Here is a 23,788-nt window from a genome sequence, read left to right as displayed (position 1 = left end):
TTTTAATTGTAAGAAATTTAATTATTTTTTCTTTGATTTCTGTACGTTATTTGCATTAGTTTTGTTCTGTTCTGAATTAATTATAGCAGCCTTTTCAGATTTTGCTTTTTTCTCAGCTTCCTGAGCCTTTTCAGATTTTACTTTTGAGTTTACTTTGTTTGTTTCTCTTTCTGATTCTTTAATAGACTGAGAACTTTGAGTATTAGCCTTCTCTGACTTTACATCTGATTTAGGTGCAAATTCAGCAGCAGCCTTTTGCTGTGCAAAAATGATTGGTGCGGCCGCAAGGCACATAATAGTAATTACTTTCTTCATAATGTTAATTTTAAAATTAGACTTTACCAAAGTTAATGTTTTTTTCGATAAAACAAATTTTTAATAAAGATATTTCCAAGTCAAACCCAATTATAAATTATGATAAATATCATTTTTTTAATATTAATAAAAATTTAACATTTGTACCTTATTTTTATTTAATCTAAATAAATGAAAACTCAAATAAGTATAATTGCTTTTATATTTACGAGTTTTGTTACTGCCCAAAAAATCAATTTAGACAGCCTCAAAACAGTAATTAAAGATGAATTACATGAAGAATTACTTCTTAACAATTATTCCCAACAGGAAAAAGAAAGATTATTCAAATGGTCAAAGTTCAGCGTCAAAGGCTACGGTGTTTTAAATTATTATGACTACAGCAGATTTGACACCGACCCTGCCATCAGAAATAAAATTGATGCCGAACGACTCAATGTGTACATAGATTATCATTTTACCGAAAAATTAAAATTACATACAGAAATCGAATTTGAGCATGGTGGAACCGGCTCTACGATGGAATTGGATGTACAAGAAGAGTTTGGAGAATTTGAACAGGAAATAGAATCAGGAGGTGAGGTCAAGCTCGAGCAATTAAATATTGACTATCAATTTCGTCCATATTTGAGCATAAAAGCAGGAAGGTTGAAAGTTAATTTCAACATTTCACAACGTCTAGATGACCCTGATGAGTACTTTACGACACATCGTCCTGAAATGGAAGATGCCATACTCCCGCTTGGGTGGTACGAAAACGGAATTGAGGTTTATGGAAACTTTTGGAAAAATCGTTTCAGCTACAGATTGGCTTATGTAAATGGACTTGATGCGACCGGATTTAGTTCTGCCAATTGGATCAAAGATGGTTATCAGAATCGATTTGAAATGGTAAACGCTGAAAATTTTGCAATATTCTCAAATGTAGATTTTCATTTTGGAAAAGATAAACATACTTATGCCGGCATATCTTATTATTATGGTAACACAGCCGGGAACCGCCCAAAGCCAGATTTAGATGCCGATGCTAATGTTAAACTATTTGGAGCACATATTTCTATTTTTGAACATCCTTTAAGATTCGTTTCCCAATTTATTTATGGTGATTTGCAAAATTCTGAATTGATTTCTAAACGTAACCGCAATTTACCATCTAATCTGGGCATAAAAAAAACACCTGTTGCAAAAAATGCGATTGGTTTTTCAGCCGAATTGGGGTATGATGTTTTAAATTTTTTAAACAAAGATTCCAAAATGAAGCTCTATCCTTTTATTCGATTCGATTTTTATGATACCATGCACGAAACTGCAGGAAGTATCACTGCAAATAAACGCTGGAAAAGAAGTGTGATCACAGGCGGTATTAATTGGTTCATATTCCCGCAAGTCATCCTCAAAGCTCAATACTCTTCAAGAATGTTAGGGTCAGACAACATCGACATCGTAACCGGAGAAATCGATGGAAAACAAATGGAAAATATATTCTCAACAGGAATAGGATTCAGATTTTAAATTAAAAAATACTTATTCAATATTATTATGAAAAATTTATTCAACATTAAAAATGCTGCGATGATCGTAGCTGCATTTGGAATTACACTCACATCTTGTTCTGACGATGATGTAGTCATCACAGCTACTGAAGATTACAGTAGCAATCTAAATAACATCGCTTTAAATGTGGTAGTTAAAAATTATGAAGTTCTCAAACAAAAAGGAGAAGTTGCTGCTACAACTGCCAATGCTGTACAAATAGGGAATCAGGAAGCTCTTAATGCAGCGAGACAAGCTTGGATTGAAATGCGTATCTATTGGGAAAATTCAGAAACAACTTTGTATGGACCTGCGGGTGATGAAGGTTTGGGTGTGGACGGAAACATCGATTCTTGGCCAATTGATTTACAATTTGTGAACGAGGTTTTAGGTGCAAGCTCTCCCATCACTGTAAATTTTATTGCTGAACAAGATGCAAATGCCAAAGGGTTTCATGCTTTAGAATATTTACTTTGGGGAATCGACGGTCAAAAAACAGCTGATCAGTTAACTGCAAGAGAAATTGACTACATAAAAGCAACGGCTGGTTACTTAAGCCAGCAAACCACCAACTTATATAATGCTTGGAATCCTGCAGGAACAAATTTCGCAAGAAATCTAACCGATGCTGACAATGGTATTTATCAATCTCAAATTGCAGCTCTTATTCAAGTTGTAGATGGTATGGTCGTAATTGCTGATGAAGTTGGTAACGGAAAAATGTATGACCCGATGTATGGTAACAATGGAAGCTTTTCATTGGAAGATGAAGAATCACGATTCAGTAATAATTCCAAGGCTGACTTTGCGGATAATATACGTGGAATTAAATACATTTATTCAGGAGATTACCAGTCTAGCGGTTTAGGGTTATCTGAAATAGTTGCTGTACAGAATCCAACTCTGGATACGGCTATCAAAACCGCAATCGATGAAGCTATCGCAGGGATTGAAAATATTCCGGGAACTTTTACAAGCGCGATTCAGAATAACCGTCCGGCTGTAGAAAATGCAATTGATAAAGTAATTATTTTGCAGGAGATATTGGACTCTCAATTGAAACCTTACATCTCAGGTTTATAAAATTAATTTAAAATCTAATGATCGACCAACGGCAAAAAAGCCGTTGGTTTTATTTCATTTAATAATGTGAGGAGCTTCTCTTTTAGAATATTAATATTTTCAATCATTGTTCTGAAATCTTGTCAGAGTGATGAAATTGACTATGGGCAGCCTGTTGATATGGAAAGAGAATATGCAGGAGGAGAAACGACCATATTTACGATGTCAAATATTGCTTACAGTTCTCCTGCAAATAATTTATCCGGGTATTTTCTGGAAATGCACCTTGCAGGTGACATGGAATTTGAGCAAATTTTTGTAACAGCGCCTGCACCTTTAAATCAAGGATTAGGACCTGTTTACAATAATTCTTCTTGTATAAAATGTCACCCTTCTGATGGTCGTGGAAAATTTCCACAAAACATCAATAGTTTTAGCAGTTTACTTTTCAGAGTAAGCATTTCTGGTGTAGATGCTCATAACGGACCTCTGACTGTTCCGGGATATGGAACCCAGATACAAAATCATGCTGTGGTAGGGTTTGTCCCCGAAGCGGATTATCAGGTAATTTGGACCGAACTTACAGAAACACTTTCTGATGGAACTATTGTAAATCTAAGAAAACCTCTGTATTCACTAAACAACCTCTATCAGGAAATACCTTCTGATATCATGTTATCTCCCAGAATCGCACCGCCGGTTTTCGGATTGGGATTGCTGGAATTTATTCCTGAAACAGATTTATTGTTAATGGCAGATGAATTTGATCATAATGGTGACGGAATAAGTGGAAAAGCCAATTATGTGTGGAATCCAATTACACAACGAGTGGAATTAGGCCGTTTTGGCTGGAAAGCAAATGTTTCTACCATTGAATTACAGGTTGCTTCTGCTTACCATGAAGATATGGGAATCACAAATCCTATATTTTCTCATGATTTTCCTGCAGACGGTTGGACTGACGATCCTGAAATTTCCGATTTAATTCTAAATCAAGTTGTAATTTATTGTCAAACCTTGGCTGTTCCTGCAGCAAGAAAGGTTGATAATCCCGATGTCAACAACGGCTACAAATTATTTCAACAAATGAACTGCAGCAACTGTCATATTCCAAAACAAAAAACCGGCTACTCTCCCATTCCTGCCTTGTCCAATCAAGTTTTCTATCCATTTACAGATTTACTGTTACATGATATGGGAGAAGGGCTGGCAGACAACCGTCCCGATTATCTGGCTACCGGAAGAGAATGGAAAACGCGCCCGCTTTGGGGTATTGGGCTGCAGATAATTGTAAACGGACATACGGAATATCTACATGACGGCAGAGCGCGAAATCTTACAGAAGCAATCTTGTGGCACGGAGGCGAAGCCGAAAATTCTAAAAATGCTTTCAAAAATTTACCAACCAAAGACCGGGAAGATTTATTATTGTTTCTTAATTCATTATAATTCATTTAAAATTAGTTCTATGAAAAAAATTACAAGTTATTTAATTCTAATCCTGAGCATCGTTTTAGGTTTATATTTTATCTACAAAGGAATTAACAGAAATCTGATTTCTCCTTGTAAAGTTTACGATGCAACAAGTACTTTACCCCTTCTCTATCAAAATCTGATGACTTCGTTGTGCCAATCAGGTTACACTAAAATCATAGGAGTGATGGAAGTCGTATGTGGGCTTTTATTAATTTATCCACGAACAAGGTTGTTGGGAAGCATCATTTTCATGCCAATCATCATCAATATATTTTTGTTTCATTTGATGATTGATAACAGAATGCATGAGAATGTCGAAACAGGAATTCCATTATTGATGAACATTATCATCTTCGCATATTATTATCCGAAATGGAAATCCATCATTTGGGTTAAATAAAATGAAAAAATCCTTGTTTTTGAACAAGGATTTTTTTATAAAACAAATCTATAAGCCGGATTCTGTTCCCGAAATAAATCGGAACTTTGTCATTTATCTTGCTTCGTTGTTACCAACGAAATCTATCTGCCTACCCCTCGGCAACGGACGAGCAGCCCTTAACTGCCGATATACATGGCATTGCACCGCATAGAGTTTACCTGGTTTCACTACAGCCGAACTGTACTTGCTTTCTGTTGCACTTGTCCTCTTTCGGATTGCTCCGAAATGACGGGCGTTACCCGCTATGCTGCTCTACGGTGTCCGGACTTTCCTCCTCTCATATAAATACGAAAAGCGACAAAGCGATTTGTGGATGCAAAGTTAATTTTAATTTTGGAATTTAATTAGCCTGCAATTATGTAGCCTATTATTAAAAAATTGAAGCTGAAAAATATATCTTTACGTTTTAGAAACCAAATGATTATTGTCGAAATATTTACTTACATTTTTGTTGAAATAATTTTTCAAGGAATTATTTTGGGAATAATTAAACTATTCAAAAGATTATACAATTTTCTTTTTCCCAAAAAGAAAAAAGATGAATTTATGCCCTATCGAGAAAAAGAAAAACCTTCAAGATTTTAAATCTGAAAGGTTTTTTAAGAGATTTCTCGACTTAGCTCGAATTGACAAAAAATCTACTTTCCCTTTATCGCCTTGATAATTCCTTCTAAATTCTCGTTAAATTCCAGCAATTGACCGAAAACTTTTTCATCTTTCCCAAGTCCGCCGTGTTTGTTGTTTTTACGGAAGATTTCCTTGATTTCATCCCAACGTTTGATTTCATCTTGATTGATTAAACCAGATAATTCTTTCAATTTTAACAAATTACTTTCAGTATCGGCTGTCAAAGTTTGAGATTCACTTTCGTAATGCGCCAAAAGTAAATCATCGATTTCCTTATCATTCATCATCGGCACAACTTGCGTCACCAATTTGCTCATATTCCGGTACGAACCCTGCATTTTAAAAGGCGGTTCCGTTCGGTACGCATCCTGCATCGCAGCAGATAAAATGTAATTTTGATTAACTTTTACGACGATGTTTCTGATTTTCAAAATCTGCTTCAATACTGCAATGAAATCATCGACTTCCTGTTTCAGATAATTTCCTTCCAAATCCGGCAATTGTTCCGCACCATTTTGCACAAAATCAATCAACGCATAAAAATCTTTAAAGGACTTACTCGCAATTTTTTCTAAATGAGAATTCTCAATCGCAGCATTTTCAATCAAGCTTAAATTAAACAAATGTTCCGTATCTCCGATCACATCTCCCAAATTATACACATCGGCACGGTTTGCCAACATATCCGGAATCTGAAATTTAGAACCGCTTTCCGTGTAGGGATTTCCTGCCATTACAATGCAGAAGCGCTTTCCACGCAAATCATAAGTTTTACTTTCGTCTTCGAAAATTCCATCAATTTTACGTTGACCGTCTGCAAGTGAAATGAATTTCTGTAAAAATTCTGAGTTTAAATGTTGAATATCATCGAGATACAACATTACATTATCCGCCATTTCAAACGATAAATTGATTTTTTTCAATTCTTCACGTTCGCCGGAAGTTTTTGCTTCCACAGGATCAATCGAAGTAATTGAATGTCCAATCGTCGGTCCGTTTACTTTCACAAAATGCAATCCCATCGTTTTGGCAAGGTATTCCATCAAAGTCGTTTTTCCGTAACCCGGCGGCGAAATCAAAAGTAACATTCCCATTCTGGCAGTGCGTTTATTGTCACCAGCGGCACCTAATTGTTTCGCTAAATTGTTTCCAATTAATGGAAAATAAACTTCGTTGATCAATTTATTTCGAACGAATGAAGTCAAGACCTTTGGTTCAAATTCATTGATTTTTAATTCTTTTTCATATTGCTTGCTCAATTGTTCTTTCAGCTTCAAAAAAGATTCGAAACGAGGAACGCTAACAGCAGCGAAATCACGCAATTTATTAATGAAAGCATAGTATTCGATTTTAAGTTTTCCGTTATTCAGAACAGGATGATTCCCTTTTAAGTCTTCAATTTCAACCTCGTCTTTTCCAAAAATTAACTCATATTCGTCTTTTTGGAACAACAAGACAACAGCCGTTTCTTGTATATATTTTCTATAATTTTCTAAAGTTTCATTTTCATCAATAAATGAATTCAACCAATTCAAAATCAAATAAAAACGATCGACCAATGAAAATTGTTCATTTTCTAAATCCACTTGGAATTCTTTTAATGATTTTTTTGACTCTAACAATCGGATGAATTCTTGTTTCAAATGGTCTGCCGATTCACTCAATGCAAATTTCCCATATTGGGTAAAGGTTTTGAACAAATAAGTCGCAATTTCTTCTGCATCGATTTCAGTAAAATCCAAAGTCGTTTTCCAAGTTGAAAATTCATTTTTAATTTCTTCGATTACAGATTGATAACGTTTTGAACTCGGAAAAGTTTTCAAGATCGAATGTGTCGAATGAATCAACGCATTCAATTTATTTCTGCGTTCTTCCGATAAATAATGCCAAAATAATTGCGCAGTTGCGCGCAGATTTCCTTCAAAACGAAGCAAATCCATTTTTTCATCCATCGATTTTATTACATTGTAAATTTGCAATGCATCAAAATTATGAACGCCTTTTATGTAATTTTCAGAATAATTTTGTTCAACCGTTTGAAGTATAAATTTCTCGGCATCAAAATCTTTTATGTTTTGTTGCGAAGCCAAGAAAGTTTTGTATGCTAAATATTCTGCACGATAGACTTGTGAATTCTCCGAAACCAGCTCCTGTTCCCAAATATCTTTATAGTTTGTGATTTCGCTGTTTTTGACTTTTTGGTAAAAACTCGTTCCGGTCAGGTGGTAAAACATTTCGCCGTTTCGGTTGAGCAAAGTCAAACTCAAAGACTGATTGTTGACTGAAAATTTATGTTTTCCGAGTGCAATTATATTTTCGCCGTCAACGTACAATTCCGTTTTATCACGAAGAATTCGGAGTGCATCTTCCTGCGATTTTTTGAGTAAATTTTCTAAATTTTCGGCTTTGGAAACATCATTTAAAGTCTTCAGTTCCGAAATTAATTGACGGATTTTATCAACCATCAAATCCGAAGCATAAAAACTCAAAATATCTTCACGCGTGGTGAAAGTTTTGGATTTGTTTTCGATATTTTTCAACACACGCAATCCGATTTGTTCCAATGAAGAAGTGCGTTTGTTAATTTGTTCAACAATTTGCTCGCGACGTGTGTTGAACGCTTTTATGATTTCGTCGCGTTTGTCTGCAATTTTCAAGGCAAAATCCTCAAATTCAGAAAATTTACTTTCTAATTCTTCAAGCTGAACGAGAATTTTGGTGTAATATTCGTCCACTTTTTCAGCTGAGGTCGAAAGTTCCAAATAGTTGGTAACCGATTGTTCCAACAAAGTTAATTGTGCTGAAAATTCGGCAATCGCTTCGCTGCTTTTTAGTGAATTTAATTTTCGGGTTAGCTGTGCCCTAACTTCATTCAGCGAAGCAAAAATCACAGAAATTTTCTCAATAATTTTTGTCGTTTGTGTAGCGTCGTCAATTTTTAAACTGTTGAGAATATCAATCAATAATTCTAATTCAGTAGAAATATTTGAATTAGAATCTTCTATTGCTTTCGCGTCGAAAACTTTTGTAATTTCTGCTACTTTTATTTTCTGTTCTGCTACTTTCTGTCCGTAAGGAATTAAAGCTTCATCACGCAATAAAAATTCAATCGTTTTATCAGATAAATCTGTTGTGATTTTGGATAAATTTTCCAGCAATAAATTAACTTTTTCAATGTTCACATACCGAACATTTTTCAAATCAAGTAATTCGCCTTGCAACCTTCTTGCATCAGCCAGCTGATTCACCAATTGGTCTAAAGTTTCGACAATTGTACTGTTGATTTTGAAGGTTAATTCTTCCAATTTATTTTCAGAAACTTCCAATAACTCGCCCGAGTGTTTGCGTTGCGCTTGGACTTTTACAAATTCGTCAATAGCCGTATTGGCAATTTCGTAAATCTGTTTCAGAGGTTCTCCTAAATTTTTGAGTGAATTATCATTAATCCAAAAATAGGAATCAACAAGGGAACTTGATTTTCTCAAAATATCTTCGTAAAGCCCTTCGTAACTGTCTTCTTTGTTGATGAGCAGTACTATTTCCTGCGTTTCCGCCATCGCTTGAACGATTTGTTTGTTTCCAACTTTGTAAATCGGATCATCTTTTCGTTCAGAATTTTCGTTTAAAACTGCCATGTAAGGAGTTTCCCAAATCTGAACTTGATGATGGCGTGTGGCTTCTTGTTCTGTTCGGAAATAAATTAAACTTCCGTCTTTGAAAATCGTAAAACCATTACAAACAATCGGCGTTTCAACGGATTGCTGGATGATATTATAAGACATCAAGATGAAAGTGTTGCTTTCTCTTTGGGTAAAAACATAGAGAAAATCTTCTCCGTTGGGCGAAGAAATTTTTCTCAAAAACGTTACATTTTCTAAATGAATATCGAAAATTTTATGCGTTCCGTTTTGAAGGTAATATCCATTTGAGAAAATGATCCCCTGATTATCAGGCAGTAAAATTGCGGAAGAATTTAAGGATGGAAGATTGATAACTTCTTTCGTCCGCTGGTTGAAAATATATGCACGGAATTCTTCCTGATAAGGTTTGATGCGAATCGCAATCATATTCCCCAAATCGGCATAGTAATATTCCGCATCGTCCAATTGCTGGTCGAGATTGGTTACTTTTTCGGAATAAATTCCTTTTCCGGATTCGGTATTGTCTTCAATTTTGAATGTGATATCGCCGTGAATTGCTTCGATGAAAACTTTGTCCAAAACAGAAACGTGCGGAAATTTACCCAAACGGCGATCATCCAAAGTAGTTTTAACCCATTCAAATTCAAACTGATTCGGATTTTTTACTTCATGAATGCTTCGGTCATCCTGATAAATTAATTTTCCGTCTTTAATTAACCATTTGAAGGCTTTCAAATCATCAGCGCTTTTGCTGATTTGGAAAATCATGTAAAGATAATTCTCTGTCAGTCTAAATTTTGAGAAAATTGAATCGCGGTAATATTTATACAAATTTTGATAATCCGTAATAAAATTTTCATCATGAATCAAATCTAAATTTTGCGGAATGAATTGCGTTCCGTCAAACTGATAAATGCTGAAAACATCATCCAATTTGATTTCGGTTCTCAATCCAAAATGAACGTTGTAGCCGAAAATGCAGATATCATCCAATGCGACAATTCCTCGAGCAACACAATTATTTTCAGTAGTAATTCTTTGGTTGGCTTTAAGTGTAAAGTTCGTCGAATTGAAAACTTCTTTTCGCGCTTCATTAAGCTGATTCAAACGTTTTACCAATTCATCTTTCTGCGTTTGAAGACGGCGTTTGATGATTTCGTAGGTTCCCGAATCGAGTTCTATGTTTGGTATTTTATCTTTTTCTTCTGGCATTTAAAAAATTTTAATGCGTTAGATAAATTCTACACATCTCGACTACGCTCGATGTGATAAAAATTAAATTTAGAATTGGATAAATTTTGCCAAGGTTAAAATCTTAATGAAAATAACCTAGACAAAATTTAGTATTATCCTAATTTCTTATTCGAAATCCCCAAGTTGCTTGCAATGCTGAACAATGAGTTGATAAATCCGGAATCCTGTTCATTTCCCTGTGCGGATGCGGCTTGTTGCAATTGAATCAAAGCGGCAGTGATGGTCAAGTTTTTAATGTCGTTGGAATTGATTCCATATTTGTCTGCCATTCCACGAATCTTCTCAGCCAAATCGCCTTTTCCATCTTCACCGATCAATGAATTTTTGATGTCAGTTGCGTGTTTCGAATTGTTTATCAAATGGTCAAATCCTTTTGAATTGGAAACCTGTTTCACGATGTTTTCGAAGAACATGGTTTCACCACCCACAATGTCAATTTTCGCAGTTTTCAACGCTTCAGAAAGTACATCTGCTTGTGCAGCAGCAATATCTTTTTGGATATTGATTTGTGCTAATTCAACTTCTTTTTCTTTATTCAACTGTAATTTGAATTCTTCGTGAGATTGTCCGGCTTCGTTTAAAATTTTCATGGCGCCTGCTTTTTCTTCGATCCCTTTTGCTTCCGCCAATGCTTTTTCACGAACTACTTCCGCTTCAGCCAAACCTTCTTTACGAACGGCTTCCGCTTTTTTCTCAATAACAGATGCTTGCGCAGTTCCTTGGATTTCTTCCGCTTCCGCTTTTGCAATCATTACTTCTGCTTCTGACAAACCGATTGCTGCAGCTTCTTTTGCTTGTGCTTCGGCAATGATTTTTCTTCCTTCGGCTTCCTTTGCTGATGCTTCTTTTTTCGCTTCTGCTTCGATTATAATTTCCTGCGCTTTTCTTTCTGCAACATTTTTTTCTGCATCTGCGTCAATGATTTTCTTTTCCTTTTCTTGTTCCGCAGCGATTTTTGCTGCTTCCGCAGCTTTCACAGTTGCAACCAATCTTTCTTCCGCTTCCTGACTTGCAGCAATTACTCCGGCTTGTTTTTTACGTTCGGCATCACGGAAAACTTCCACATCTTTCACGTTTTGTTGTTCTTCAACAACTCCTTTTTCCAATTGAACACGTTCTTTGATTACGTTTTGGATATTTTTGGTTTCAACTTCGACAATTTTATCTCGGTCAATTTGCGCCAAAGTGACAATGCGCTCTCTTTCAGTCTGTTCTAATTGGCGATCCTTCTCTACTCTTTCCGTTTCTATGGCGTCAGTTCGTTGTTTATTTTTTTCTGCGATGATAATTTGACGCAATTTATTTTCTTCCTGAACGGCCAAAGACTCTTCAGTTTGAATCCTTACTGTTTCCGATTTTAATCTTTCTTCTTCATTTACTTTTAGAATTTCTGCACCTTCACGCGCTTTAATATTTTCTATTTCACGTTTCTGGCGTTCTTCTTTTTCAGCCAATTGACGGTCTAATTCCAAAATTGCTTCACGCGCCTCAACGTCCTGTTTACGAATGGTTTTTTCTTCCGCTCTGCGAATCAAATTCGCATCCATATTTTGTTTTGCAGTTAAATCTGTGATTTTTTTAATTCCTTCAGAATCCAAAATATTGTCAGGACTTAAAAATCTCAATTCGGTTTGTTCCAAATAATCAATCGCACAATCGTCCAAAATATATCCGTTCAAATCGGTTCCGATAATATTTAAAATTTCATCACGAAATTCACGACGTGCTTCATATAATTCAATGAAATCAAACTTTTTACCTACTGTTTTCAAAGCCTCAGAAAATTTAGCTTCGAAAATACTTTTCAAAGTTTCCGGATCGCTCGCACGCTCACAACCTAAATTTTGCGCCACATTGATCACGTCATCAATTGATTTATTTACACGAACAAAAAACGCAACTTTGATGTCTGCGCGGATGTTGTCTTTACAAATCAATCCATCATTTTCCATCCTGGCAATGTCAATTTTTTTGACAGAAATGTCCATGATTTCCATTTTGTGGAAAATCGGAATTACATACATTCCTTTGTTAAAAGCAACTTTGGTTCCTCCAAAACCCGTTCTCACAATGGCTTTTCCTTGTGGAATTTTTTTGTAGAAAGAACTTAATACTACCAAAAAGCCGAAAAAGAGGAAAATCAATACGCCGACAGCAATCAATATGATGGAAGTCGTTCCTCCAATAAATAAAAAGTTAGGTACATTCATTTTTTCAAAAATTGTTTAGATGTTATTTAAAGTATATTCTTTTTTTACGTAGAAGATTTTTTTGTCTTTTGATTCATTTACAATGATAACTGTTTCGTCATAATTAATTTGGTCACCGTTTTGACTTACAACGTTTAGGCGAATCATATCGCCATTGATGTAAAATTCTGCAGAACCATATTTTTGTTCGGAAATGGTTGATTTCATCTTCCCGGTTCGTCCCATAAAATCGATAGATTCTTCGCCAGTATAACCTAAATTATGGTAAAATTTAACCAAAGGTTTTGTGAACCAGTGCATCAGCAAATATGTTACAATAAAAATCGGAATCAAGATCAAAACAGACCAAACACCCCATTTTCCGATTTGAAAAATAATGGATGACGCAATAGTAATGATCCAACCGACGAATTTGAACAAAGTCATGATAACCATGAATGGAGCTTTTCCAATATTGATAAAATCCATTGCTTTGGAAAAGAAACTTACATCGCCACTTTCGGGGGCATCGACATCGTTTACGTCTCCGATTTCAGAATCGACATCCAAATCCGCATCCAACCCAAAATCGATTCCATTTCCAGAAAACAAAACGAAAACCCAATACAGGAGTGACATTCCCGTCAAAACGGTCATGATTCCGTTCGGCAATGGATTGAATAAAAGATTTAGTAGTTCTGTCATTTTTTAATTAAGTATAAAATCAAAAGTATTATATAAAAGCTTTTTAGACTTCGCGTTTGAAAGTGTAATAAAAACATTCGGTGGTTCCATATCCGAAATTTTTGTCTTCCATTGAAACCAGTTCCCAACCTTCTTGACCAAAATCATTAAGGATTTTATCAATTTCAACAATATCAAATTTCGATTTCCAAGTTCCTGTTGGTCTTATTTCCAAAGTCTTGTATTCAAATTTTTTACTCATTTTTCAATTTATTTTTAAGTTGTTCCAATTCATCCAAAACATCATCGGCACCAATTGCTTCGTTAATTTCATCGACTACGTTCTTGTTTGTCAGTGCGATATCTCCGTAAGCTTTCGACAAAGCTTCGTCTTCTTCCACTTTTTCTTTCATTCGTTCCAGCATACTGATAGTGCTGTTGGAATCGATTTTAGCCAATTGTTTGTTGACCAATTTCGTAGCGTCAGAAACTTTTACTCTTGCTTTCAAAGTGTTTAATTCCGCTTCCCATTTAGAAATATTGAATTTCAAAACTTCTACATTTTTGTACAATTCTTCAGAAGAATTCTGGTGTGCAGCGGCTTGTTTTTTCAATTCTTCTACTTCGAGCAACAATTGTTTTTTCAATAATAACGCTTCTTTTGCTAAACTTTCCGCTTTTTCGGTTTCCAATTCTTTGGCTTCCGATTTTTGCAGCAATATAATTGCTTTTTTTTCAAATTCAGAAGCTTCTGCTCGTTTGTTTTCCACATTGTTTTGAGTACGTATTGCCAACGCTTTTACTTTTGCATATGCTTCTAATGACTCATCCAAGTCAGCTTTCATTTCTCTGATTCCCTGTTCGGTCATTTTTATCGGATCTTCCATTTTTTCGACAACAGAATGAATTTCTGCTTGTCCGATTCTAAAGATTCTTTTGAAAATATTCATGGTTATATGATTTTAATTATTAATTACTTCTTTGATTCAACTTTGACAAAGTTTTTATTTTGAAAATTTAATTAGCTGTTCATAATATTCACTCATCAAGAGACTCAGAGAATTAATGGCTGCTTCGAATTCATTGAAATCCAGATTGTGCAATTGAAGTGTATATCTGAAAATCACTTTTTTACCATCTTCTGTCAGCGCAAATGCGCCGTGAATGATGTCTCGGTTTTTAATCAAAAGTGATTTAAAAACTTCTTCGTTGTCTTCCTTTAAAGTAAAAAGATACTGCTCCAAAATAAGCACCGGCGAAACCACTCCAACAATCAAATTCCGCACTCCATCCATCAGGTTTTCAATCACCAGGACACCCCCTTTCTCATTCTCATCGACAACGGTATAATCCATCTTTTCGATATAAGTTTTCACAGTTTTGTAGTCCATAATTTTGATTTTTAAACTAATCTTTGTTTATTTGTGATGTAAAAATATAAAAAATGCTAATATTTTTAGCATTGCAAATGTTAAAGTTTTCAACAATTGAGTTTTTTAGGACAAAATATAAAAAAATTAAGACAAGTAAAAGGTTTGAGTCAGCAAGCATTTGCGGAGATTTTTGAACTGAAACGCAATAATATTTCTTCCTATGAGGAAAAACGTGCCGAGCCTAAGTTGGAATACGTAATTAAAATTGCTAATTATTTTGGCATTCCGTTGAATGATTTTATTGAAAAACCTTTATCGGTCAATGAGATTTTGAAATTTGGAGATTATTTTGAAGAAACAAATGTCAATAAATTTAAAAATTTAACAGATATCCCATTTCTAAATCGGGAAAATTTAACCAAACATGAAGATTTTTTACAGAATTTGAATTTATTACCACAAATTAAATTTCCTATTTATTCTAAGAATGAACTGATTGCATTAGAAATGGATTCGTCGATTTCTCATCATTCTGAGTTTGTAAATCCTGATGGTTCGATTTTGTTTTTTAAAAATATTGATTTGAACAATTTGCATTTGATTAGCACTGATTCTTTTGGATTGATTTGGAGCGAAAATGAATTCTTTTTGGGGAAATTTAAAATTATAGAAAATTCAATTTCATTGGAATTAAACGATTGGAAATCAATTAAATTAAACACAAATAAACCTCAGAATTTCTGGATTCAATATGGAGTTTATAATAAAGTGATGGATTTGTAATTCTAAATTAATCCATAAAAAAAGCTGCACTTTTCAGCACAGCTTTCAATATTTATAAAAATCATTTTAAGATTTCTGTTCGGCAGATTTTCCTTTTACAGAAATTTTCACGCCGTCTTTTGCTTCATTTAATTCTAAAAGCAAACTATCTCCTTCTGAAATTTCAGAGTTGATAATTTCTTCCGCCATAGGATCTTCGATGTATTTCTGAATCGCACGTTTCAAAGGACGCGCTCCGAAATCTTTGTCAAATCCTTTCTCCGCGATGAAATTTTTCGCTTCTTCGGTCAATTGTAATTCGTAACCTAAATCGGTCAAACGCTTGTACAATTTTTCCAATTCGATGTCGATGATGTTGTAAATATCGTCTTTTGAAAGAGAATTAAACACAATGATATCATCAATACGGTTCAAAAACTCCGGCGCAAAAGTTTTCTTCATTGCATTTTCAATTGTACTTTTCGCACGTTCGTCTGCAGTGTCTTTTTTCGCAGAAGTTCCAAATCCAACACCGTCTCCAAATTCTTTCAACTGACGCGTACCGATATTGGAAGTCAAAATGATAATCGTATTTCTAAAATCAATTTTACGTCCTAAACTATCCGTGATATGACCATCATCCAAAACTTGTAACAAGATATTGTAAACGTCCGGGTGTGCTTTTTCGATTTCATCCAAAAGAATTACCGAATAAGGTTTTCTGCGAACGGCTTCCGTCAATTGACCACCTTCCTCATAACCAACGTAACCCGGAGGCGCTCCAATCAATCGTGAAATCGCAAATTTCTCCATGTATTCACTCATATCGATGCGAATCAAAGCATCAGCAGAGTCAAACAATTGTGAAGCTAAAACTTTAGCTAACTGTGTCTTACCAACTCCAGTTGTTCCTAAAAAAATGAAAGTTCCGATTGGCCTTGAAGGATCTTTCAATCCGGCGCGGTTACGTTGGATCGCTTTTACAACTTTCCCAACCGCTTCGTCTTGACCGATTACTTTTCCTTTCATCAACTCGTTCATTTGAGCCAATTTTTTCAATTCTTTCTCAGCCACTCTGTGAACCGGAATTCCGCTCATCATAGAAACTACTTCCGCTACATTTTCTTCTGTAACCGTTTCACGGTTATCTTTAGAATCTTGCAGCCATTCCGCCTGCGCTTTTTTCAACTGAGATTCGATTTGTTTCTCATTGTCTCTTAATCGTGCAGCTTCCTCATATTTCTGGCTTTTTACAACCTTCGTTTTCTCTTCGCGAACTTCCTCTAATTTTTGTTCCAAATCCAAAATTTCTTGTGGAACTTTGATATTTTTGATATGTACACGAGAACCCGCTTCGTCCAAAGCATCAATCGCTTTGTCCGGTAAATAGCGGTCGGTGATGTATCTGTTTGTTAAACTCACACAAGCTGCAATCGCTTCATCTGTATAATTGACATTGTGATGCGCTTCGTATTTGTCTTTGATTTGATTGAGAATCTGAACCGTTTCTTCCGGAGAAGTCGGATCAACCATAACCGTCTGGAATCGACGTACCAATGCTCCGTCTTTTTCGATGTACTGGCGGTATTCGTCCAAAGTCGTAGCACCTACACATTGCAGTTCGCCACGCGCCAAAGCCGGTTTGAACATATTGGAAGCATCCAGCGAACCAGTCGCTCCCCCTGCTCCAACGATGGTGTGCAATTCATCAATGAACAGAATGATGTCATCATTTTTTTCCAATTCATTCATGATGGCTTTCATTCTTTCTTCAAACTGACCACGATATTTCGTTCCGGCAACTAAACTCGCCAAATCTAAAGTCACCACACGCTTGTTGTACAAAACACGTGAAACTTTTCTTTGGATAATCCGAAGTGCCAAACCTTCTGCAATTGCAGATTTACCAACACCAGGCTCACCAATCAACAAAGGATTGTTTTTCTTTCTTCTACTCAAAATTTGTGAAACGCGTTCAATTTCTTTTTCGCGTCCAACGACCGGATCTAATTTTCCTTCGATGGCAATCTGGGTCAGATCTCGTCCGAAATTATCTAAAACCGGAGTTTTAGTTTTTGCAGTTCCTTTTGGATTTGATTTTTCAAATTCACCTCCTCCTTGGATGCGGTCATCTTCATCATCATATCCGGAATTTTCAGCTTTTGGAGATTCCGTTATATCGTCTTCCTGGTATTGAAATTTGAATTCTTCTTTTACAGAAACATAATCCACATCCAATTTTTTCAACAGTTTCGTTACCGGATCATTTTCATTTCTGAGTATGCACAATAACAAGTGAACTGTATTGACAGTGGAGTTTTTAAATAGTTTGGCTTCTAAAAAAGTTGTTTTCAAAGCGCGTTCTGCCTGCTTTGTCAATTGAAGGTTTTGTTTAGAATTGGAAAAGGTTTCTTTTGGCGGTGCTAAAAGTTCGATTTTCTCTCTTACATCTTTCAAATTCACATTTAAGGCTTCTAATATAGAAACTGCTTTGCTGTCGCCATCGCGTAAGATGCCCAAAAGCAAATGCTCAGTCCCTATCTGATCGTGTCCAAGGCGTAACGCTTCTTCTTTGCTGAATGCGATTACGTCTTTTACTTTTTGTGAAAAATTGTCGTTCATTTTTTATCTCTTACTAACAAATATATGTACTTCTTTTGCTTTTGACCACAAATGATGCCATATTTATTAACGGGTTATCCATACTTTAACACTGCCAAATTTGGTCAAATTTTAAATTTGAATCGGACAAAATTTCAGGTTTGTAACTTTTCCTGAATAAATGATCTGTGTGATAGATGTACTTTGTACAATCGGATATTTTTCGTTCTTGGGCATGGCTAATTTTTGATGAATTTTATAAATTTCTTCGTAATTAATAAATTCTAATTCTTCAAATTTCTCTTTGTGAAAAAGCTTTTCAGAAGCATTGTACAAAGTGGACGACGAACGGACAATCAATTTTTCATCATTTAAATTTTCAACGAATTTCTGTTTTCCATCCCAAACCAAAATTTGTTTTTGATTAGATTTTAAATCAATCATTAACATTGTAAATGGTTCAATTCCGTCTAAATTAATTTCAGAAATAAATTCATCCATCGAGGCAAATTTCAACAATTCCAAGATCACCAAACCTCGGCTCATGCGGTAAGGTGGACGATGCGAATGGTTTTCGTAACCGCCATTCAAAACACAAACTGTATATTTATCAGTGTAGTAGATCCAGGTTCCGCCAGAATTTAAATCAACCGGCCCCGTAATTTTTCGACCGAAAAATTCTCTGGTTTCCACGTTTGGGGAAGTCGGTCTGTAAATACTTTCGTCACGGTTTTGCGTGAGAATGAAATCGCCATTGGTTTGGATAAAAATGCTGAGGATGCACACAAATTATAAATTTAAACAAAGGTAGAAATTATTACATTTGCTATTCATGTTGGTTAAATGAAGAACGTTTCCCGGAATTTATTGTCAGAAATCAAAATCCTTTTATCAGAATTAGGTGATAATGATTATTCTAAAAATCTATCAATCTTAAATGGAAATTCAATCGGGAAGCACGTCCGTCATATATTGGATTTGTTTGAATGTTTGTTGGATTTTGAAAATGGTATTGTCAATTATGATGAACGAAAAAGAAACATCGAAACTGAGGTAAACAAAGACATCGCATTGCAAAAAGTGCAATCTATCATTTCCGATTTGGAAAAATTAGACATTGAAAAAAAGGTCATTTTGATACAAAAATTAAATGATTCTTTTTGTGAAATAAATTCATCCATCGAACGCGAATTGCTTTACAACATTGAACATTGTGTTCATCATCTCGCCATCATCCGAATCGGGATTGAAAACAATTTTGATTATGTAAAAATCCCTGAAAATTTCGGCGTAGCGCACTCAACTATTTCGCATCGTGAACAAATGGCTGGTTAAAATTTTTCGGTACGAATTCTGGCCGATGTGGATTTTCTATGCGCCATTTGTCACGTATTGGTGGTGGAATTCACTGAAATCCAATTCGTTATTTTATTTTTGCAAAGTCAATCCTGGAATTAAATTCGGTGGATTTACGGAATATTCAAAATTTGATATTTTAAAACAAATTTCTCCAGAATTCGTTCCCAAAACTGATTTTATTTCCAATAAAACTGATTTCAAAAATTTATGGGAATTTCCATTTGTCGTAAAACCAGATATCGGCGAACGCGGTGTCAATGTGGAAGTTATACATTCTGTAAATGACTGGATCAATTATCCATCACAAGAAAATTTAATCATTCAGGAATTCATTGATTTCCCTTTTGAATTTGGAGTTTTTTATGCGAAAATGCCGAATGAAAATTCTGGAGAAATTTTATCGATTACAGGAAAAGAATTTTTGCAATTAGAATCGGATGGAATTTTGACTTTGAGGAATTTCATCGCAGAAAATACGAGGGCATTTTTCCGAAAAGATTATTTACTGAAAAAGTTTGAAAATGAATTAGATATTGTTCATCCAAAAGGAACAAAAATCCTTTTAGAACCAGTTGGCAACCACAATCGCGGTACAATGTTTTATGATGCTTCAGATTTGATTTCAGAAAAATTGACGCAAAAAATAAATGAAATTTCTGAGGGAATCGATAGGTTTTATTACGGTCGATTTGATGTAAAAGCAAAATCCATTGAAGATTTAAAAAACGGAAAGTTTATTATTTTAGAAATCAACGGCGCGAATTCGGAAGCAACGCATATTTACGACCCGAAATATTCTCTGATTCAAGCCTACAAAGAAGCGAGGAGACATTTGGACATTCAATTTCAAATTGCAAGAAATCAACCTAAAAATTATTCAGATAAAGAATTCATCCAAATCATTTTAAAAAGGATTTTTTGATTTTGTCAATTTTGTCAGGTTTTTCGGCATGGAATGATTTGTGAAATTTAATTGAGAAAATTACACATGACTTATCCATTTCCCAAAAATACATTGATAGTTCCTCTGCTATTGCTTTTTTCCATTTGGACCGTTTTCTTTTTTCAGTCTTTAGGCTTAGGTGAGTACAATTGTTACGGGGTTTTCCCGAGGAGTCTGGAAGGGTTACGCGGAATTTTATTTGCACCTTTATTTCATTCGGGCTGGAAACACATCATCAATAATTCCATTCCTTTGGCAGTTTTGAGTTTTTTTGCGGTTTTATTTTATCAAAGAACAGCTTATTATGTTATCATCTTCGGATGGATTTTAACCGGGCTTTTGGTTTGGATTTTTGGGAATCTGTGGGATGATTATGCGGGTTGTCACATTGGAGCTAGCGGTATTGTTTATTTATTGGCTTCTTATATATTTTTTAGCGGAATTTTTAAAAAATCAAGAAATTTAATTGCGCTTTCACTCATTGTTGTATTTCTTTACGGAAGTATGATTTGGGGTGTTTTCCCTGAAGAAATTTTACCTAAATTTTACAAAGAAAGTTCAAATCCAATTTCTTGGGAAAGTCATCTGTCAGGTGCTGTAGTGGGATTTTTTTTCTCAATTATAACTAGAAAACACGGAGTTCAAAGAAAAGTTTATTCGTGGGAAATGAATTCTGAACCAGACGCAAGAGAACTTATGCTTTGGGAAAAATACAAGCAAACACTTCCCGAAGAAGAAAGAATTGCGCTTGAAAAAAAATACGGTGAAGAACCTAAAAATGAATCAGATGATCAAAATTATTGGTTTACTAACGATTCCAGATAATCATAAAGTTCTTTTAATTCGGCGGGCGGCTGACCTTCGTCGAAAGACTGGGAATTATAGATTTCACCATTTGATTCAATAATTATAGTAGTCGCTTTGGCGCCGTCATAAAATCTTGCCTGCGTAGGACCTTCCCATTGGTCGATTTGAGTTAAATCTAATTTACTGACCAAGTTATTGAGTTTGTTCCAATCTTTTGATTCTGTTGCACCTTTAGAAGCATCCCCCATTCCATCTCTTGTATTGGATGCGTTTAAAATTTCATCTTTCGTAATCTCCAATGAGGAATTACTACCCATTGTTACTTTTTCTAATGTAATTTTAGAGAGCAAATTATCAGATTTAGATTGAGTTGATTTCGAGCTTTCACACGAAATTATGAGGATTGAAGACAAAATAAGCGTTAAAATAAAAAGATTATATGATTTCATTTGTTAAATATTTTTAAATTAGCAAAGTATAATTGTAACACTAAACAATAAACAATCACACATGAGAAAAATTTTATTAACTTTAACAATGATTGTGCCGCTTTTAGGTTTTTCACAATGGTCTAAAACCAATCTGGGTGCTTCACAAGTTAAGGAAGGAAAGTTGAACATAGAAGCTTCTAGTTTTTATAGTTTAAACGAGCAGCAATTGAAGCAAAATTTGCAAAATGCTCCAGAACGTTTTTCCAATATGCCGGGGAAGATTATTTCAATCCCTACAGCAGAGGGTAAAACAGAAAAATTTCAAGTCTGGGAAGCATCAAACTTCGCTCCTGCACTTCAAGCTAAATTTCCGGAAATCAAATCTTACATAGGAATCGGTGTTGATGACCCGACTGCTTATTTAAGATTTAGCCTATCTCCTTCAAAAGGAATTTCTTCAATGATATTGAAAGCAGGTAAATCTGAATTTATCGAGAGATATACTGAAGATGGGAAATACATCGTATTTGACTCAAAAAGCCACAGAGATCAGGGAGAAATTCCATTTGAGTGCTCTACACCTGAAACTTCAGCATTGGCAAACGACAGTCAAGAATTAGTAAATTCAAACAGATCCAGCGCAGGCGTTTTCAAGACTTTTAGATTGGCTCAATCTGTAACAGGTGAATATTCTGCCTACCACGGTGGTACTTTGGAAGGTGCTATGGAAGCTATAAACGCTACTATGACACGTGTCAATGGGGTTTTTGAAAAAGATTTAGCTATCCAACTTATATTAGTGGATAATAATGAAGATGTCGTTTATCTAAATGCATCTTCAGATCCTTATACAAACCCATCTAATATAAGTACAACCCAAGGTCAGCTTCAAACAACACTTGATAACGTAATTGGTGCTGCTAATTATGACATAGGACATATATTTCACAGATCTGGAGGAGGAGGTTCCGCCGGATGTATCGGATGTATTTGCACCAATGGAAGCAAAGGAAGAGGATATACTTCTCCCGGACAAGGAGGACCAGAAGGAGATTTTTTTGATATCGACTATGTTGCTCACGAAATGGGTCACCAATTAGGAGCGAATCATACATTTTCACATAACATTGAAGGTACAGGTGTAAATATTGAACCGGGAAGTGGATCAACAATTATGGGTTATGCAGGTATTACATCTTATAATGTTCAGGCCCATTCTGATGATTATTTTACTTACAGAAGTGTTTTACAAGTTCAAAATAATTTACAAAACAAACCATGTGCTGTAAATACAACTTTGACAAATCAAACGCCCGTAGCTGATGCCGGACCAGACTACAATATCCCTAAAGGAACAGCATTTGTATTAAGAGGAACTGCTACAGACGGCAATGGAGATACACTAATTTACAACTGGGAACAAAATGATAACGGTAATAACTCAACAACAGGTGCAAACAGCCGGGTATCGCCTACCAAAGCTGTAGGACCAAACTTCCGTTCACACCCTCACACAGTGGATCCTGTAAGATATTTCCCTAAGTTTTCTTATGTATTGGCAGATCAGTTGACAAGATGGCAAAACTGGGAATCGGTAAATACAGTTACTCGTGCACTTAATTTCACATTTACTGTCAGAGATAATAATGTTGAAGGTGGTCAAACTGCTACCGATGCCATGAGGGTAAACGTAAGAGATGCAGGTCCATTTGCACTTACAAATCCGGTTCTGAATCAAAATGTAGATTTAAGTACAAATTCTATGTTGGTTGAATGGGATGTTGCAGGTACAGATGGTGGTGACATCAATACAGCAAATGTTAGAATCTCCATATCTAATGACAATGGCGCAACTTTCACAGTAGTTAGCGAAAGCACACCAAATGATGGTAGTGAAACAGTATCAATCCCAACCGGTACAATTGCCACATCCAGTGCACAAGGAAGAGTTATGGTTGAAGCAGTTGATAACATATACTATGCCGTTACAAGACCTTTCAAATTTACGGGAACAATGGCTGTGACTGATCTTGATAATTCATTAGCTGTAGGATTGTATCCAAATCCAAATAACGGACAGTTTTATCTGAAAGCAAATAATATTGCACAAGGAAATGTAAAAACTACAATCTTCGATACTTCCGGAAAAGCTGTTTATAACAATAGCACCAATCATGCTGGCGGAGCGTTGAATCAATCTTACTCAGTTAAACTTCCTGCTGGAGTTTATGTTGTAGTGATCGAAACAGCTGAAGGAAAAACAACTGAAAAATTAATTATCAAATAATT

Annotated in this window: 19 protein-coding genes and 1 other RNA gene; 9 read left to right on the top strand and 11 right to left on the bottom strand. The window is 35.2% G+C overall.

What is annotated here, in order from left to right; genetic code table 11:
- Positions 1 to 21 precede the first annotated feature (21 nt).
- The gene (locus B8977_RS08345) at positions 22 to 315 is read right to left on the bottom strand and encodes a hypothetical protein (protein WP_084017250.1); all 294 of its coding nucleotides are present in this window, start codon (positions 313 to 315) and stop codon (positions 22 to 24) included.
- A 171-nt stretch (positions 316 to 486) separates the two neighbouring features.
- Between B8977_RS08345 and B8977_RS08340 the strand changes: the two genes are divergently transcribed.
- From B8977_RS08340 to B8977_RS08325, 4 genes are all read left to right on the top strand, one after another.
- Positions 487 to 1,827: a hypothetical protein gene (locus tag B8977_RS08340; RefSeq protein ID WP_084017249.1), complete on the top strand. Its 1,341-nt coding sequence runs from the start codon at positions 487 to 489 to the stop codon at positions 1,825 to 1,827.
- A 27-nt stretch (positions 1,828 to 1,854) separates the two neighbouring features.
- On the top strand, positions 1,855 to 2,931 hold the full coding sequence (locus tag B8977_RS08335; RefSeq protein WP_084017248.1) for an imelysin family protein: 1,077 nt from the start codon (positions 1,855 to 1,857) through the stop codon (positions 2,929 to 2,931).
- A 159-nt stretch (positions 2,932 to 3,090) separates the two neighbouring features.
- Complete coding sequence (locus tag B8977_RS08330) at positions 3,091 to 4,359, top strand: di-heme oxidoreductase family protein (RefSeq protein ID WP_143736410.1); 1,269 nt, start codon at positions 3,091 to 3,093, stop codon at positions 4,357 to 4,359.
- A gap of 19 nt (positions 4,360 to 4,378) precedes the next feature.
- Positions 4,379 to 4,786, top strand: coding sequence for a hypothetical protein (locus tag B8977_RS08325; RefSeq protein WP_084017246.1), 408 nt, complete (start codon positions 4,379 to 4,381; stop codon positions 4,784 to 4,786).
- A 35-nt stretch (positions 4,787 to 4,821) separates the two neighbouring features.
- Here B8977_RS08325 and rnpB read toward each other — a convergent pair.
- From rnpB to B8977_RS08290, 7 genes are all read right to left on the bottom strand, one after another.
- An RNA gene (gene rnpB / locus B8977_RS08320) (RNase P RNA component class A) lies at positions 4,822 to 5,142 on the bottom strand.
- A 324-nt stretch (positions 5,143 to 5,466) separates the two neighbouring features.
- Positions 5,467 to 10,308, bottom strand: coding sequence for a DNA repair ATPase (locus B8977_RS08315; RefSeq protein ID WP_084017245.1), 4,842 nt, complete (start codon positions 10,306 to 10,308; stop codon positions 5,467 to 5,469).
- A gap of 134 nt (positions 10,309 to 10,442) precedes the next feature.
- Positions 10,443 to 12,560 carry a flotillin family protein gene (locus B8977_RS08310; RefSeq protein WP_084017244.1) on the bottom strand — a complete coding sequence of 706 codons (2,118 nt, stop codon included), beginning with the start codon at positions 12,558 to 12,560 and terminating at the stop codon, positions 10,443 to 10,445.
- A 15-nt stretch (positions 12,561 to 12,575) separates the two neighbouring features.
- Entirely contained in the window at positions 12,576 to 13,244 is a 669-nt protein-coding gene (locus B8977_RS08305; protein ID WP_084017243.1) for a DUF1449 family protein, read from the bottom strand.
- Positions 13,245 to 13,287: 43 nt separating this feature from the next.
- Positions 13,288 to 13,485 (bottom strand): DUF4177 domain-containing protein, encoded by a 198-nt coding sequence (locus B8977_RS08300; protein ID WP_084017242.1) that lies wholly within the window; start codon positions 13,483 to 13,485, stop codon positions 13,288 to 13,290.
- A complete protein-coding gene (locus tag B8977_RS08295; RefSeq protein WP_084017241.1) occupies positions 13,478 to 14,173 on the bottom strand; it encodes a PspA/IM30 family protein in 696 nt (231 codons plus the stop codon). Before B8977_RS08295 ends, B8977_RS08300 begins: the two co-directional genes overlap by 8 nt.
- A 54-nt stretch (positions 14,174 to 14,227) precedes the next feature.
- Positions 14,228 to 14,614 carry a type III secretion system chaperone family protein gene (locus B8977_RS08290; protein WP_084017240.1) on the bottom strand — a complete coding sequence of 129 codons (387 nt, stop codon included), beginning with the start codon at positions 14,612 to 14,614 and terminating at the stop codon, positions 14,228 to 14,230.
- A gap of 96 nt (positions 14,615 to 14,710) precedes the next feature.
- Here B8977_RS08290 and B8977_RS08285 point away from each other — a divergent pair, with 96 nt between their 5' ends.
- A complete protein-coding gene (locus tag B8977_RS08285) occupies positions 14,711 to 15,379 on the top strand; it encodes a helix-turn-helix domain-containing protein (protein ID WP_084017239.1) in 669 nt (222 codons plus the stop codon).
- Between the two features lie 66 nt (positions 15,380 to 15,445).
- On the opposite strand, the gene B8977_RS08280 is transcribed toward B8977_RS08285, so the two are convergent.
- Both B8977_RS08280 and B8977_RS08275 read right to left on the bottom strand, forming a co-directional pair.
- Positions 15,446 to 17,980 (bottom strand): ATP-dependent Clp protease ATP-binding subunit, encoded by a 2,535-nt coding sequence (locus tag B8977_RS08280; RefSeq protein ID WP_084017238.1) that lies wholly within the window; start codon positions 17,978 to 17,980, stop codon positions 15,446 to 15,448.
- A 111-nt stretch (positions 17,981 to 18,091) separates the two neighbouring features.
- Positions 18,092 to 18,745: an NRDE family protein gene (locus B8977_RS08275; RefSeq protein ID WP_084017237.1), complete on the bottom strand. Its 654-nt coding sequence runs from the start codon at positions 18,743 to 18,745 to the stop codon at positions 18,092 to 18,094.
- A gap of 57 nt (positions 18,746 to 18,802) precedes the next feature.
- Here B8977_RS08275 and B8977_RS08270 point away from each other — a divergent pair, with 57 nt between their 5' ends.
- From B8977_RS08270 to B8977_RS08260, 3 genes are all read left to right on the top strand, one after another.
- Positions 18,803 to 19,294, top strand: a complete 492-nt coding sequence (locus B8977_RS08270; RefSeq protein ID WP_084017236.1) for a hypothetical protein — start codon at positions 18,803 to 18,805, stop codon at positions 19,292 to 19,294.
- Positions 19,275 to 20,240, top strand: coding sequence for an ATP-grasp domain-containing protein (locus tag B8977_RS08265; RefSeq protein WP_143736408.1), 966 nt, complete (start codon positions 19,275 to 19,277; stop codon positions 20,238 to 20,240). The genes B8977_RS08270 and B8977_RS08265 overlap by 20 nt, the downstream gene beginning before the upstream one ends.
- Positions 20,241 to 20,306: 66 nt before the next feature.
- Positions 20,307 to 21,086, top strand: a complete 780-nt coding sequence (locus B8977_RS08260; protein WP_143736406.1) for a rhomboid family intramembrane serine protease — start codon at positions 20,307 to 20,309, stop codon at positions 21,084 to 21,086.
- Here B8977_RS08260 and B8977_RS08255 read toward each other — a convergent pair.
- A complete protein-coding gene (locus tag B8977_RS08255) occupies positions 21,059 to 21,385 on the bottom strand; it encodes a hypothetical protein (protein WP_143736404.1) in 327 nt (108 codons plus the stop codon). The genes B8977_RS08260 and B8977_RS08255 overlap by 28 nt on opposite strands.
- Before the next feature lie 193 nt (positions 21,386 to 21,578).
- Here B8977_RS08255 and B8977_RS08250 point away from each other — a divergent pair, with 193 nt between their 5' ends.
- Positions 21,579 to 23,786 carry a zinc-dependent metalloprotease gene (locus B8977_RS08250; RefSeq protein ID WP_084017232.1) on the top strand — a complete coding sequence of 736 codons (2,208 nt, stop codon included), beginning with the start codon at positions 21,579 to 21,581 and terminating at the stop codon, positions 23,784 to 23,786.
- Positions 23,787 to 23,788 lie beyond the last annotated feature (2 nt).

The organism is Moheibacter sediminis (genome assembly GCF_900176425.1).
Classification (GTDB): domain Bacteria; phylum Bacteroidota; class Bacteroidia; order Flavobacteriales; family Weeksellaceae; genus Moheibacter; species Moheibacter sediminis.
The sequence above is the reverse complement of the archived record's forward strand: the minus strand, read 5'-3'. Positions and strand labels throughout refer to the sequence as shown.

Excerpts from the sequence above, each read along its gene's own strand:
- B8977_RS08345 (WP_084017250.1), bottom strand. The coding sequence starts at position 315 with ATGAAGAAAGTAATTACTATTATGTGCCTTGCGGCCGCACCAATCATT.
- B8977_RS08340 (WP_084017249.1), top strand. The coding sequence starts at position 487 with ATGAAAACTCAAATAAGTATAATTGCTTTTATATTTACGAGTTTTGTT.
- B8977_RS08335 (WP_084017248.1), top strand. The coding sequence starts at position 1,855 with ATGAAAAATTTATTCAACATTAAAAATGCTGCGATGATCGTAGCTGCA.
- B8977_RS08330 (WP_143736410.1), top strand. The coding sequence starts at position 3,091 with ATGGAAAGAGAATATGCAGGAGGAGAAACGACCATATTTACGATGTCA.
- B8977_RS08325 (WP_084017246.1), top strand. The coding sequence starts at position 4,379 with ATGAAAAAAATTACAAGTTATTTAATTCTAATCCTGAGCATCGTTTTA.
- B8977_RS08315 (WP_084017245.1), bottom strand. The coding sequence starts at position 10,308 with ATGCCAGAAGAAAAAGATAAAATACCAAACATAGAACTCGATTCGGGA.
- B8977_RS08310 (WP_084017244.1), bottom strand. The coding sequence starts at position 12,560 with ATGAATGTACCTAACTTTTTATTTATTGGAGGAACGACTTCCATCATA.
- B8977_RS08305 (WP_084017243.1), bottom strand. The coding sequence starts at position 13,244 with ATGACAGAACTACTAAATCTTTTATTCAATCCATTGCCGAACGGAATC.
- B8977_RS08300 (WP_084017242.1), bottom strand. The coding sequence starts at position 13,485 with ATGAGTAAAAAATTTGAATACAAGACTTTGGAAATAAGACCAACAGGA.
- B8977_RS08295 (WP_084017241.1), bottom strand. The coding sequence starts at position 14,173 with ATGAATATTTTCAAAAGAATCTTTAGAATCGGACAAGCAGAAATTCAT.
- B8977_RS08290 (WP_084017240.1), bottom strand. The coding sequence starts at position 14,614 with ATGGACTACAAAACTGTGAAAACTTATATCGAAAAGATGGATTATACC.
- B8977_RS08280 (WP_084017238.1), bottom strand. The coding sequence starts at position 17,980 with ATGAACGACAATTTTTCACAAAAAGTAAAAGACGTAATCGCATTCAGC.
- B8977_RS08270 (WP_084017236.1), top strand. The coding sequence starts at position 18,803 with ATGAAGAACGTTTCCCGGAATTTATTGTCAGAAATCAAAATCCTTTTA.
- B8977_RS08260 (WP_143736406.1), top strand. The coding sequence starts at position 20,307 with ATGACTTATCCATTTCCCAAAAATACATTGATAGTTCCTCTGCTATTG.
- B8977_RS08255 (WP_143736404.1), bottom strand. The coding sequence starts at position 21,385 with ATGGGTAGTAATTCCTCATTGGAGATTACGAAAGATGAAATTTTAAAC.
- B8977_RS08250 (WP_084017232.1), top strand. The coding sequence starts at position 21,579 with ATGAGAAAAATTTTATTAACTTTAACAATGATTGTGCCGCTTTTAGGT.